The following is a 14,613-nucleotide window of genomic DNA, read 5'->3' as shown; positions in this document are numbered from 1 at the left end:
GTGTTTATTTTATGTTAATGTTCATAATCCAAATTTCATCAAAGTAGGTGTTGTCAACATTCGTGTAATAGGAGATTAGGGCTTCACTCCATTGCGGATGTTTGGTTAAATAGACATACCTGAAATTGTTTTTTGGGTTAATAAAATAATTGGCTTTAATTCCTCGCTTTTTTAGCTTATTGATAAAATCATCGGCAAAAGCAGGATCAGAAAAAACATTGGAAATAATGTAGAATCCGGGTTCTTGATTATCTACCTGCAAATAGTTTCCTTTTTTGGCAGTAGCTCTTTTTTTGTCGGTCAGTCTGGAATAATACTCTTTGATTTCTTCATCGGTTAGGGAAAATTTTGAATTGGTATTTGTTTTTGGTTCTTCTTTTTTGAGTTTGGAAATTTTAGATTCCAAATCAGTATTTTTTGAATTATTTTTAGTTGATGGCAATTTAATTTCTTCTTTTTTAGTTGATGATTTCATCGCTGATAATTTGCTGTTCAAATCATTTTTGTCTTCTTTTACTACAGGAGTTTCAGCGTTTTTTACAGTGGTTTTTGTTGTCGTTTCCACCGTTTTTTCTTCCGTAACTACTGTTGTTTTTGGATCGCAATTGCAATCTTTTTCGGCAATGGTTACTTCTAATCGTTCGATGTATTGCATCATATTTTCAATTCGTTTTTCAAAATCGGCTTTTTTCATATTTTCAAGCGAATCTTGTTTAACAATGATTTCCAATAATTTTAAATTATTTTCGTCCAACGTCATTTTTAATTTTTCAATTTCGATGTCTTTGTTGTAGGATTTCATTGTTTCTTCTTCATCAAATTCTTCTTCTTCTTCAACTTCAGCAATCGCTTTTGATGGTTTTTTCTTTTTCAAAACCGATTTTTTCTTCTTTGGAGCAGGCTCAATGATAATTGGTTCTTCGGCCATATCTTCATATTCTTCTTCGGCAAAATCGTCTTCGTATTCTTCTTCAAATTCTTCTGTTTCTTTCAACACTTTTGGCTTTCTAACAACTGCTGTAGGCTTTTTTTTTGATGATTTTCTGTTGTATGTTTCTTCGCTCTCCTTTCCTGCAAATCGATAGGAAATCGTGATTTCGTGCGTTGGACCAAAATTCACTAAACCATCATTGATTACTCTTTCATAGGTATAACCTAAAGACAATTTTTTGGTGAAATGAGCTCCAACGCCAATACTTACTCCAAAAAAATCATCAATTCCGGCTTGAACCCAACCTAAATTCGGGAAGTTGGTAATCACCGAACCGCCATACACAAAATCATCCGTCTGATTCATTTTTCCACGGGCAATTAATCTGAAAAAACCGTTTTCAAACAACCCTTCCTGATTTTGCATTTGATGATGATACATTGCATGTCCGGTGTACGTTTTTTGCGAATAATCCTGAACCATTTCGCTGGATTTAAAATCATAATCCACAAAATTTTCGGCATAAACTCCAAAGTCAAAACTTCCCCAGGTTACATTCAAACCCGGTTTTATTGTTAATATCGAATTATTTCGCAACGCCATAATGGCCGGATCAGGTTCGTTGGTTACGGCTCTGTTTCGGTCCACACCACTGTTGTAATAAGCGATGTTGAAACCTAAAGTCAACTTTATTTTTTCACGAATCGGAATTTGATAAGCATAGTTTCCAACTCCACCAAAACTGGTAATAATTCCTAAATTCTGTTGATAAATTCCAATCCCCACTCCTGCTCTTTCACCGTGTTTACCTGAATAAGAAAGCATATATAATTCCGGCGAATCATCAAATTGAATCCATTGATTTCTGTGGTAAAGTGTGAGGTATGAATCGTTTTCACGAACAACCGAAAAAGTCGGATTCATCATAAATCGATTTAACAATAAAGTATTTTGCGTAGGTATCGTAAACGTCAAAACAGGAGCATCTTGTGCTTGCAAATCGGCAAACACAAATCCTGTTAAGATTAAAACGATTACGTACTTTTTTATCATTTTTATTCGATTACGGTAATGGATCCTCTTTTAATAATTTCGTCATTTTCAGAAATGGTATAATAAAAAACCGGTTCTGATTTAGCATATTCTAAAGTTGAATTTGGCCAGTTATTTTGATAATTTCTAGCTCTGAAAACTACTTTTCCTTTTGGTGAATAAATAATCACCTCAACATCTTCTTTATTGATATATTCGTTCGGAAGTGACCAATAATCATTGATTCCGTCGTTGTTCATCGTGATTACATTTGGCACAACAATGCTTGTGTTTTCAACAACAGTAACAGTGAATGTTTTGGTGAATTCGCAGTCGCCAATGGTTCCAATAATTGTGTATGTTCCGGCTTCTGATACAAAAAATGAATTTCCGGTTGCTATGATTTGATCATTCAAATACCAAGTGTAATTATCAACTCCACTGGCAATCACTTCGGTTGAACCACCTTGAATAACCGTAATCGCATCGGAAATGTTTAAAGTAATTCCGTCTGTTGTAATCACTTCAACTGCAATTGTGTTTGAAGAATAAGTACATCCATCAAAATCAATCGTCATAAAATAATTTCCGGGTTCAGTTACAGTAATTGAATTTCCTGTTCCGATTTCAGTATTATTTTCGATGGAAAACCACGTTAGGATATAATCTGGATTTGTGATGTCTGATGATAAAGTGACACTTCCACCCGATTCACATAAAGTTCCTTCGGTTGATAAAGTAAAATCATCTGAAATGCCTAATTTTATTTCTACAACATTTGAAATAATCGAACTAAAACCTGCTATGGTAACTCGTAATTCATACAAGCCATTTTCTAAATAAGAAGGAACAGTGTAGGTTGTATTGGATGATGAAAGCACCAATTCTCCATCCTTAAACCATTCATAAACATACCCAAAGGAATTGTTTAAAATAGACATTGTTTCAGAAGAACTAACCGCGTTAAAGTTTGTAATTGATAACGTTGCTTGGTCACTTTCACAAGGAGAATAACCTGTATTTGCAGCAATTGTCACGTTGAAAGAATCAGGATAAACCAATTCAGCTATAACTTCTTGTGTTGCATCACAACCGGTTGTTTGAGTAACAATTACTTTGTAAACACCGTCTTGCGTCACATTGATTGACGAAGTTGTTTGTCCCGAAATAATTGCGTTATTTCTAAACCATTCGAAAGAAGGATTCACCGCATTGGTTGTTGCAGTTAAGGTTTTGGTTTCTCCCGGAATGATAATAGAAAGTGCGGGTAAATTCAAACTCGCTGTAATGCTGTTTAGTTCTAAATTCACCGTATTTGATGTAACCGTACAAGTTCCATATGAAATTACTAAATGATAATTTCCCTCTTGATTGGTGGTGTAACTTGGTTGAATTGCTCCGGTAATTAAGGTGTTGTTGCGATACCAATTGTATGTAAAAATACTGTTGGTTACAGAACTGTTTAGTTGAACTGAGTTTGTTCCGCATAAGCTTCCAACCGCGGTTACGACCGGAGTTTCAAGTTGCAAAGCAATCGAAATTGCATTTGATTCAATTGGTGCAAATGTTGGAATGGTAACACGTAATTCATACAAACCATTTTCTAAAAATGAAGGAACGGTGTAGGTTGTACTTGATGATGAAAGCACCAATTCGCCATCTTTAAACCATTCATAAACATATCCAAAGGAGTTGTTTAAAATGGATATTGTTTCAGAAGAACTAACAGCATTAAAATTAGTAATTGATAAAGTCGCCCCCTCACTTCCACAAGGAGAATAACCCGCATTTGCCGCAATTGTCACGTTAAAAGAATCCGGATAAACCAATTCGGAAACAGCTTCTTGCGTTGCATTACAACCTGTTGTTTGTGTAACAATTACTTTGTAAACGCCATTTTGTGTCACATTGATTGACGAACCGGTTTGTCCTGAGATAATTGCGTTATTTCTAAACCATTCAAAAGTTGGATCTACAGCATTGGTTGTGGCGGTTAAGGTTTTGGTTTCTCCCGGAATGATAATCGAGGTGGCAGGTAAATTCAAATTGGCTGTGATGCTGTTTTGCTCCAAATTCACCGTATTTGATGTAATCGAACAAGCTCCATACGAAATCACTAAATGATAATTTCCGGCTTGGTTGGTTGTGTAACTTGGTTGAATTGCTCCGGTAATTAACGTGTTATTTCGATACCATTTATAAATAAAAATGCTGTTGGTTACAGAACTGTTTAATTGAACTGAGTTAGTTCCACACAAACTTCCAACGGCTGTTAACACCGGTGTTGGAAGTTGCAAAGCAATCGAAATGGCATTTGATTCAATAGGAGCAAACGTTGGAATGGTAACACGAAGTTTATATGATCCATTTTGTGTTGCATCGTTAACTGTATGTGATGTTCCGGTAGCTCCTGCAATTGATGAATTATTCAGTAACCATTGATACGAAAAGTTTGAATTTGGAAGAGAAACCGTTACGTTTCCGGAAGAAGTTTGTGCAATAATCGAGCTCAACGACAACGTAGCATTCGTCACATTACACGATTGATAATCGCCGGAATTTTGAATAGTTACCGTAAACCCAATAGGATATTGAACCACAACTGTCAATTGTTCAGAAATAGTGCAACCTTGTGTTTCGGTTACCGTCAATTGGTACGTTCCTGGTTGTGTAACAGTGTAATTTGCAGTAGTCGCACCCGCAATAACTACGTTATCTTTTCTCCATTGATAGGTTGGCGACGTCGCATTATTTACCGAATTAATTTGAAGTTGTTCGCCAGGAATGATGACTTCATTCGCATCCACATTCCAATCAATATCTAATTCAATTAGTTCTAAGAAGATGGCATTCGATTCAAAAACACAACCACCAAACGTAATTCTTAATTTATAGATTCCTTCTTGTGCAGCATTGTACGTTGGTCCGGTTGCTCCCGAAATGGCCACATTATCTTTAAACCATTGATAAACGTAACCTGTATTTTGATGAGATGATGTTAAAAGGCGTGGCGTTCCATCACAAATATAATCGACATTCCCAGCAGATGAAATCGATAGATTTATACCGGCAGTTACATTAACAGAAACAATGTTTGAATAGGAATTCATCACACAACTTCCATAATCTACAATCGCATAATAATTTCCGGATTGAGTTACGTTTAATGATGGTCCGGTTGCTCCTGAAACTTCAGCAAAATTGCGGTACCATTTATACGATAAACCGGAATAGAATAGAGGTGAAGCCGGCGTTCCTGTATTATCAACTTGTAATGTTATATTTCCTCCTTCACAAAAAGAAACGGTTCCCGAATTATTATTAATTGAAAAAGGTTGATTGTGAACAGCGTAATAAGCAGAAAAAGCAACACTTACCGGACTTGTAACTGCCGGAGCTGTACTTCTAACTCTAATTCTGTACGCTTCTCCGGCAACCGTTGTTGGCATAGCAAAAGAAACATTTACCGGTGAAGTTACACTAGTAGAAGTCGTTAATGTCGTTGCCGAACCAAAATTGCCCGACGGATCAGAAAGTTCCACAATAAATTGATTTCCCGCCTGAACATTGGAAACCGGGAAAAATGTAAAACTAAGATTGTATGAATTAAATCCTTGTGAAGCACAAGCTTGAGTGAATCCTAATGAAGGTGTGCCAATTACTATCGTTTGGGCATACCCATTTCCGATGCTGTTAAGCAACATCAGAAACAAAAAAGAAAAAAATAATTTTCTTGGGGTAATTTTCCAAACCATAAAACACTCTTTATGTCGGACTGCTTTTACCCCAAAAGCAATCGGTTGTTATTTTGTAATTTAAATAGGCACTACACTACACTTAATTACGAAAAAAACGATAAATGGTTTTCTGTTTCTATCTGTTTTTGAAATTTGTTTCACTAAAAGTATATAAATATTTAGATGACTAAGTAAATTTAACATTAAAATCGATGAACGGTAAGCAGGTTTGCGGGAAACCGTAATTACCCGTATTGAAAACCGTAACAACAATTGCAGTTGGTCGATTATTTAGAAACAGACTAACATTTTGGTTGAATTTTTTTAAAAAATCATTTACGGCAAATAGGTAAATTTTTCCGTATTTTTGTCGCTCATTTTATTGATTATGTCAGAAGAAAAGTCGCTCAATTTTATTGAACAAATTATCGAAGAAGATTTAAAGAATGGTTTTGCCAAGGATAAACTTCGTTTTCGTTTTCCGCCGGAACCAAACGGATATCTTCACGTAGGTCACGCCAGTTCTATTTGTTTAAATTTCGGATTAGGAATTGATTATCAATCGCCGGTAAATTTGCGTTTTGATGATACCAATCCCGCCAAGGAAGAACAAGAATATGTAGATGCCATCAAACGCGATGTGCAATGGCTTGGCTATCAATGGGCAGAAGAGCGGTATGCATCTGATTATTTTCAAGAATTGTATGATTGGGCAGTTGAATTTATCAAAAAAGACAAAGCTTACGTAGATAGTCAATCTTCGGAAGAAATGGCAAAACAAAAAGGTACGCCAACACAAGTGGGAACAAATAGTCCTTACAGAAATCGTTCGGTAGAAGAAAATCTTGATCTTTTTGAACGTATGAAAAACGGAGAATTTCCGGAAGGAACACACGTTTTACGTGCTAAAATCGATATGGCTTCTACGAATATGTTGATGCGTGATCCGTTGATGTATCGAATTTTACATAAACATCACCACAGAACTGGCGACAAATGGTGCATTTATCCAATGTACGATTGGGCTCACGGTGAAAGTGATTATATCGAAGGAATTTCTCATTCACTTTGTACGCTGGAATTTTTACCACACAGAGAATTATACGATTGGTTTTTAGATCAAATTTATGATGCGAATAAAGTTCGTCCGAAACAACGAGAATTTGCGAGAAGAAACCTTTCGCACACAGTTGTAAGTAAACGAAAGTTACTGCAATTGGTTCAAGAAGGTCACGTAACCGCTTGGGATGATGCCAGAATGAGTACGATTTCAGGAATGAGAAGAAGAGGTTACACGCCAACTTCCATTCGGAATTTTGCCAAAACAATTGGTATTGCTAAACGAACTAATTTAATTGATGTTTCACTTTTAGAATTCTGCGTTCGCGAAGATTTGAATAAAACCGCTCCTCGTGTGATGGCTGTTTTGAATCCGATAAAATTAGTCATTACCAATTATCCTGATGGTCAAGAAGAATGGTTGGATGCTGAAAATAATCCGGAAGAAGAAATTTTGACCTACAGAAAAGTGCCTTTTTCAAAAGAATTATACATCGAAAGAGAAGATTTTCAAGAAGAAGCCAATAAGAAATTTTTCAGATTAACGTTGGGAACAGAAGTGCGTTTAAAAAATGCTTACATTATCAAAGGTGAAAATGTCATCAAAGATGCTGATGGAAATATCACCGAAATTCACGCTTCGTATGATGTGGATTCAAAGTCGGGTAGTGGCACAGAAGCTAGTCAACGCAAAGTAAAAGGAACCATTCATTGGGTTTCTGTTCCGCACGCCGTGGCAGCAGAAGTTCGTATTTATGACCGATTATTTACGCATGAAAACCCGGATGGCGATAAAGAAGTAGATTTTAAAAACTACATCAACCCCAATTCATTAGAAGTAATTACCGGATATGTTGAACCAAGTTTACAAACCGCTCAACCGGAAGATAAATTTCAATTTCAACGATTAGGCTATTTTTGTGTTGATAAAGATTCTTCTGCAGAAAAATTGGTTTTTAATAAAACCGTTGGTTTGAGAGATACTTGGGCAAAAGTGGAAGCGAAGGAGTAAAAATTTTTTTCAGCTCGTTTGTCATTTCGACCTAAGGGAGAAATCACATATCGAAAATAAAATATTCGTTTATCAACATTATGTGATTTGCTTCGCCTGTTCGCTATCGCTCGAGTCTCCTATCGTCGAAATGACACAGCGATAGAACTTTATAAATAAAAACTATAAAAGCCACAAATTACTGTGGCTTTTTCTATTATTACTATTTTCTATTGATTTTTAATTTCTATTATCAAAAACAATCAAAAACGGCTTTTTTAGAGCTTTTTTCAGACAGAAAAAATAATCAGCAATGTGATTTTATGCCTCACTTCATTAAAGTGAATTTAAACGGCTCTAATTCGTTTTTGATGAATTTCTAACCGTTTTTTCATTCTTAAAAATTCGAAAACTAAAATTTCTGTGCTTTCCGTGATTTCTGTGAGAAAATAATTTTTTTGATTTCCAAAATCTGTGTTCTAAAAAATCCTTCAAAATCCATTAAGCAAAGCTTCAAAAAAAATCAGCGTAAATTCTTTTCATCCATCAAACCTGCCTGCCGACAGGCAGGTCCGTGTTCCATTAAATTTAGCTTTCAAATCGGTATCCAATAAAAACAAAAAAAAGAGACCCGAAGGTCTCTCTCATTTTATTCTTCATCTTCTTCGGTCGTACCGAATTCATCTTTCGGTGCAATTTTTCTATTTGCTTTTTTGATAGCTCCTTTTTTCATCGCTTCACCAACTTGGTTACTCGCGGTAAAACTAGCTACCATATTATTTAACATATCACTTCCGGCTTGTGGTGAATTAGGTAACAAAATCAAGTTTGAATTTGTGTCAGCACCAATTGCTTGCAACGTATCATAATGTTGTGTAACCACAATTAAAGCAGATGCTTCTTGCGAATTAATTCCAACGCGATTCAACACATCCACACTTTCCACCAAACCTCTAGCAATTTCTCTTCTTTGGTCGGCAATACCTTGACCTTGCAATCTTTTGCTTTCTGCTTCCGCTTTTGCTTTCGCTACAATTCTGATTCTTCCTGCTTCTGCTTCATATTCTGCAGCGGTTTTTTCACGGTCAGCAGCGTTGATTCTGTTCATCGCATTTTTTACTTGAATGTCCGGATCAATATCGGTAATCAACGTGTTGATGATGTCATAACCATAAGTAGTCATTGCTTCATTCAACTCACGTTTTACGGCAACAGCAATATCATCTTTACGCTCAAAAACATCATCCAATTTCAATTTTGGTACTTCGGCACGCACAACGTCGAATACATACGAAGTGATTTGATCGTGCGGATATTCTAATTTATAAAAAGCTTCGTATACTTTCTCTTGAATCACTTTAAACTGAACAGAAACTTTCATTTTTACGAATACGTTGTCTTTTGTTTTCGTTTCAATAATAACATCCAATTGTTGAATTCTCAAATTTAATCGTCCGGCAACTCTATCTATCACAGGGATTTTAAGTTGTAAACCGGATTGTCTGGTGCTACTGAATTTTCCAAAACGTTCAATCACCGCAGCCGATTGTTGTTTAACGGTGAAAAATGAGGCTAACAGTAACAAGACTGCAATAGCAATAAAAATGTAAGTAAACATAGAAAAATAGTTTTTAGGTTATATGTAATGATACGAAATTTCTCGTACGTTTGTTACAACTTTATACACAATTCATGAAAAGATATTTTTTAGCGTTGGTTTTACTTGGTTTTACAAGCACAATTTCGGCTCAATATGGTAAAGGTGACTATAACCACATCGGAATTAGTTTAGGGATAAATCAAACCGATTTGTACACAGATAATTTTGCTATAAAACCCGGCACTAGTTGGACAGGCGGACTGTCTATGCGTGGAAATTACTACAACAATTTTTCGATGATTTACGGAATGAATTTCTCCGAAAATAAATTTGCTATTGAAACATTTTCCAGCAATTCTCAAAAGGAAGTCGATTTAAAAATGATGGCTGTTCAAGTACATTTGTTATTTTGTTACAAAATAGGAGGAGGTCCGGTTTCATTAGATTTTGGTCCTGTATTGCAAGTGAACAGTAAGTTAAAGTTCAATAGTTCTGACGAGAATAATATTATTGTGGGTAATGAATTGCTTAGCGTAAAAGATATTGAAGACATCAATCCAATTAATTTTAATGTTTACGCCGGAATTTCCGGTGGTTTTGAAAATATTCGTTTGAGTTTGAGTTATCAATATGGCGTAACCAATATTTTGAATAATCTCAATAACCAAGATGAAGTTGCTCTTTTAGCCGATGGAAAATTGAAAGGGAATTTGGGAATTATTGCAGGCAATATTATCTTTTATTTTTAAACTTTTAATTATACTGAATATGAAAAAAATTTACCCAGTTATTTTAGTGTTTTCATCATTTTTTTGTTTTGGACAAACATTAATCTTAGACGAAAAAATTGAAAAAGATTATATTCCATTGAGGATAAATTTTCTACCTAAGGAAAATAAAATTGTATTTTCATCAGGAACTTATTTAGGAATAAGCACAAATGAGATGATTAAAAATATTTATAGTTATGATCATTTAGGTACGAAGGAAATTTTATTAGAAAATGAAGCCGTAATGAATTTAAGATTTTCAACAACTGAAAAATCATTTTATGTTGAAGATTATGCAAAGATGTCATATACAGGTCCTTTTTATAGAATTTTTACAAATGGAATTCCATCAAAAAAAGTTAAGTATGAATATAAAACCAGAAAGTATGCTTTCAACTTTAGGAATTATGGATTTAATGATACTTACGAGTTTGGAATTTCTAATCAAAAAGGAAATGAGGATGTAAACTGTAAAGAAGATGATATTTTTATAGAAGTTACAGATATTAATACAAGAAAAGCAATAAAAAATAAAATTGATAAACCGTCGATAGAAAGAATTGAAGGAGAAGGTTTTATAAAATATATTCCAAAGAAAAATAAGATTGGATTTGGTTATTATGTCGTAGGAAATGAAGGGTTTCAAATTATTTCAAAATCAATTTCCGCAGATTATAGAACTATTATTATGTATAGAACTAACTATAACACTGAGGGTAAGTTTATTAATGAAGATTCTTTCAAAATAGAGTTAAATAAAGAGAATACGTATTTTGTTTATTCAAATAATGGAGGTTCTAAAACAACAACAGCAATTGTTAATAATTTACCCATTTTCTCGCATGATCTTGCAATTAATAATTTTGTGGTAGATAAAGATGAAAATGTTTATATATACGGCATAACAGGACCAAAAGCTGAAAGCTTGAACACTTTCAATGTAGCAACAGGATATTATATATTTAAATTCAATAAAAACGGTGATAAAATTTGGGAATCTTTTCATGAGATAAAAGATGAAAGCCATTTTAATAAAAAAAGGCACCTATATCGTCTATTTGTGGATTTAGATATTTTTGATGATAAGATTTTGTTTTCTACTGGAACAGATTACGTTCATGAACATATTCATTATTCTATCTTAAATAGTCATAATGGCGATTTAATATCTACAGAAAAGTTACTATTTGATGAAAAAAAGATAAGATTATTTAGCACAGGAGCTAAAAGATTATTTTATCCACATTACTTTATAGAAGAGTTTCAAAATAAAATATTTGATGTTAATTCTCTTATTGCCAATAAGATAAATAAAGATTTTAATGCGTACTTAGCAAGTATTAAAAACAATGAGAATCTATCTTTTAAGACCTTGTTTTCTCAGGAAGGTATTTGGTTAGTAGAAACGGATCATATAAATTATTACAAAGTCAATTATTTTGATAACTAATAAATAAGGCTCCCTAAAAAGGAGCCTTTATTTTAATGGCCAGGTTCGTAAATCAACCTAAAAAAAGTACTAAATCGTTCGTTTTCCCTACTAATTGGAATTCCTGTTACAATTCCTATCAGTAAATTATCTGCAATTCCAACTCGCATTTGCGGACGAATGGTCATATCAAAATCGGTTTTTGTAACTTCTTTATTGAATTCCACTCCAATAAAATTCCGTGTCCCCGGAATCATATAATGAACGTTGCTGTTAATTTGCCAGTTGGTATAAGTTGAATTGTCTTCAAAATGATGAATAAAAGCCGGTCCGGTATAGAGTAGGGTGTGAAAATTATTTCCCCAACGTTTTGCTGCTACAAAAAACGGATTGTAAACATTTCCAACAAACAATCTTCCATTTTGGTAATTATCAAATTCATTCATTTCAAATTCGTGGATATAACCAATGGCTAATGATGTTTTCTTCTTTTCGGAAACAAAAAAAGAATATTGTCCGGCCAATTTTAAGCTGTTGAGCTTGCTTCCCGGAGCCATTCCGTTGCTGTTGGAAGGGTAAATCGTAAATGGTAATTCGACTTCTAAACCTAATCGGTCAATCGGAGCCCATTCATATTCTACTAAAGCTAAATATTCATCATAGTCGTTGTTGTCGGTAATTCCAAAACCAAGATTCCATTCTTTTTCGCCTTTTCTGGCACCTAAATCTCTAATTAAATCGATGTACAATGGCTCTGCGTGAAGTACTTTTGGTTTTTCGGTTTTGGTTAAAACTTCTTCGATATACAAACTGTCTTTTGTTGTATTTTCGGTTTGTGTAAAGGAAATTTGGCTTAAAAGAAGCATAGAAAAGAAGCATAGCATTTGCTTCAAATTAAATTTGAACATAATTGTTTAATTTTAAATTATACGAATGATTTAAACTGTTTCCGATTGGAAAACAAGTTGTTACGAATAAAATAAATTAAACTTCCGGGGGAGGAGAATGAATTTCTAACGAAGGTTTTAAGAAAATAGTTTTAGAGTAATGAAAACTCTTTTTTATCGGATTAAAAACGACTATTTTAGGATTGATTTCATAAAATGGTAACACGAACTTATCCATCGAAAAACCTTTTTTCATTGTTGGATTATGTTCGCTGTCGTTTGCGTTATTTTCAGGAATAGCCTCTTCAAAACCTAAGACTTTTTCAAGAACTATTTCGACTAAACTTTCTTGTTCATTGTAGTTTGTATGTTTTTGCTTTTTTTCATCAAATAAAGAAGTGACATCTACACTGATATTGAGCAGGTAGAAGGCCATAAATCCCCAAACAAAAGTTGTTATTTTAGAATGTCGAATTGCATTTAACATGACACAAAAGTAAAACCTTTTGACAAAATTAAATTTTTTCTATCGCTTTTAATATTCTTTTAACGGTTTCTTCTTTGCCGATAAGTTCAATAATATCAAACAAATGTGGCCCTTTTAAAGCTCCAACCAAACTTAATCGAAGCGGTTGCATCACTTTTCCCGTTCCAATTTCGTTGGTGGTCATCCAATCTTTCAAAATTGTTTCGATTTTTAAAGATGTAAAATCCTCAATCGATTCTAAAACTTCAATGACTTGTTTCATTAAAGCTGGTGTTTCTTCTTTCCAATTTTTTGATGCTTTTTCGTCATACGAAGTAGGTGCAACAAAGAAATAATCCGCTAATTCCCAGAAATCGGACACGAAATTCGCTCGTTCTTTTATCGAAGAAACAACTTTGATCAGTTTATTATTTTCAACAGAAATTCCTTTTTCGTTTAAAATTGAAGAAAAACTTTCCGCCAATTCTTCGTCACTTTGCTTTTGCAAATACTGATGATTAAACCATTTATTTTTCTCCGGATCAAATTTAGCTCCGGCTTTGTGAACTCGATTTAAATCGAATTTTTCAACTAATTCTTCTAATGAAAATATCTCTTGATCAGTTCCATCATTCCAACCTAATAAGGCTAAAAAGTTAATCACGGCTTCAGGAAAATAACCCGTTTCACGATAACCTGATGAAATTCCTTCTTCTGTTTTCCATTCCAAAGGAAATACCGGAAAGCCCATTTTATCACCATCTCTTTTTGATAATTTTCCGTTACCAATTGGTTTTAAAATCAAAGGTAAATGTGCAAATTCAGGTGCTTCCCAACCAAAAGCTTTGTACAATAAATGGTGAAGTGGGAGCGAAGGCAACCATTCTTCGCCACGAATCACGTGTGATGTTTCCATCAAATGATCATCAACAATGTTGGCCAAATGATAGGTTGGCATTCCATCACTTTTAAATAACACTTTGTCATCCAATAAGTTAGTATCAAATTTTATATCTCCACGAATAATGTCTTTCAATTCCAAAACTTCATTCACAGGCGTTTTAAATCGAATGACAAAATCTTCGCCGGCAGCAATTCTTCTATTGGTTTCTTCAAGTGAGATTACCAATGAAGTATCTAATTTTTCACGATTATGCCAATTATAAATGAATGTTTTTCCTTGTTCTTCGTGCTGTTTTCTGTGTAAATCCAACGCATCAGCTGTATCAAAAGCATAATACGCCCAACCTGAATTAATCAATTGATCGGCATATTGTTTGTACAACGTTTTTCGCTCACTTTGACGATAGGGTCCGAACTTTTCGTTCCTATCTACCGTTTCTGAAGGAGCAATTCCTAACCATTCCAATGCTTCAAAAATGTACTGCTCAGCTCCCGGAACAAATCGATTTTGGTCGGTATCTTCAATTCGTAAGTAAAAAACACCGTTATTTTTTTTCGCAAATAAATAATTAAACAAAGCTGTTCTCACACCACCAATGTGCAATGGTCCGGTTGGACTTGGTGCAAAACGAACGCGTACAGGTCTTGACATTTTTAGTAAATTTTTTGCAAAGATACATTTTATGAATTTTATTTATGAAAAGTGTTTTGAAAAATAACCTCCCCACAACCACTACAAGACAAAAGCAAGACGGTTAACGTAATCATTTATGAAAATTTGTGAAATTCGTGGCAAAATCCTCCCCCC

9 protein-coding genes are annotated in these 14,613 nt (G+C 34.2%); 3 read left to right on the top strand and 6 right to left on the bottom strand.

The window, feature by feature from the left end; genetic code table 11:
- Positions 1–4 precede the first annotated feature (4 nt).
- Both M0M57_RS06540 and M0M57_RS06535 read right to left on the bottom strand, forming a co-directional pair.
- A complete protein-coding gene (locus M0M57_RS06540; RefSeq protein WP_248436386.1) occupies positions 5–1,984 on the bottom strand; it encodes a PorP/SprF family type IX secretion system membrane protein in 1,980 nt (659 codons plus the stop codon).
- A gap of 2 nt (positions 1,985–1,986) precedes the next feature.
- Positions 1,987–5,718 carry a T9SS type B sorting domain-containing protein gene (locus M0M57_RS06535; protein WP_248436385.1) on the bottom strand — a complete coding sequence of 1,244 codons (3,732 nt, stop codon included), beginning with the start codon at positions 5,716–5,718 and terminating at the stop codon, positions 1,987–1,989.
- A gap of 367 nt (positions 5,719–6,085) precedes the next feature.
- On the opposite strand from M0M57_RS06535, the gene M0M57_RS06530 reads away from it, so the two are divergent.
- On the top strand, positions 6,086–7,771 hold the full coding sequence (locus M0M57_RS06530) for a glutamine--tRNA ligase/YqeY domain fusion protein (RefSeq protein ID WP_248436736.1): 1,686 nt from the start codon (positions 6,086–6,088) through the stop codon (positions 7,769–7,771).
- A 628-nt stretch (positions 7,772–8,399) separates the two neighbouring features.
- Here the strand turns inward: M0M57_RS06530 and M0M57_RS06525 are convergent.
- A complete protein-coding gene (locus M0M57_RS06525) occupies positions 8,400–9,368 on the bottom strand; it encodes an SPFH domain-containing protein (RefSeq protein ID WP_248436384.1) in 969 nt (322 codons plus the stop codon).
- Between the two features lie 74 nt (positions 9,369–9,442).
- Between M0M57_RS06525 and M0M57_RS06520 the strand changes: the two genes are divergently transcribed.
- Together M0M57_RS06520 and M0M57_RS06515 are read left to right on the top strand one after the other, a co-directional pair.
- A complete protein-coding gene (locus M0M57_RS06520) occupies positions 9,443–10,099 on the top strand; it encodes a porin family protein (RefSeq protein ID WP_248436383.1) in 657 nt (218 codons plus the stop codon).
- Between the two features lie 19 nt (positions 10,100–10,118).
- Positions 10,119–11,570, top strand: coding sequence for a hypothetical protein (locus M0M57_RS06515; RefSeq protein ID WP_248436382.1), 1,452 nt, complete (start codon positions 10,119–10,121; stop codon positions 11,568–11,570).
- Positions 11,571–11,602: 32 nt separating this feature from the next.
- Here the strand turns inward: M0M57_RS06515 and M0M57_RS06510 are convergent, their stop codons facing one another.
- The 3 genes from M0M57_RS06510 to gltX all read right to left on the bottom strand — a co-directional run bounded on the left by M0M57_RS06510 (position 11,603) and on the right by gltX (position 14,457).
- Positions 11,603–12,457 (bottom strand): HAEPLYID family protein, encoded by an 855-nt coding sequence (locus M0M57_RS06510; RefSeq protein WP_248436381.1) that lies wholly within the window; start codon positions 12,455–12,457, stop codon positions 11,603–11,605.
- A 76-nt stretch (positions 12,458–12,533) separates the two neighbouring features.
- Positions 12,534–12,923, bottom strand: a complete 390-nt coding sequence (locus tag M0M57_RS06505) for a hypothetical protein (protein WP_248436380.1) — start codon at positions 12,921–12,923, stop codon at positions 12,534–12,536.
- Between the two features lie 28 nt (positions 12,924–12,951).
- Positions 12,952–14,457, bottom strand: coding sequence for a glutamate--tRNA ligase (gltX, locus tag M0M57_RS06500; protein WP_248436379.1), 1,506 nt, complete (start codon positions 14,455–14,457; stop codon positions 12,952–12,954).
- Between the last annotated feature and the right edge of the window lie 156 nt (positions 14,458–14,613).

This window comes from Flavobacterium azooxidireducens (assembly GCF_023195775.1).
Classification (GTDB): Bacteria; Bacteroidota; Bacteroidia; order Flavobacteriales; family Flavobacteriaceae; genus Flavobacterium; species Flavobacterium azooxidireducens.
This window is presented reverse-complemented; position numbering and strand designations above follow the sequence as displayed.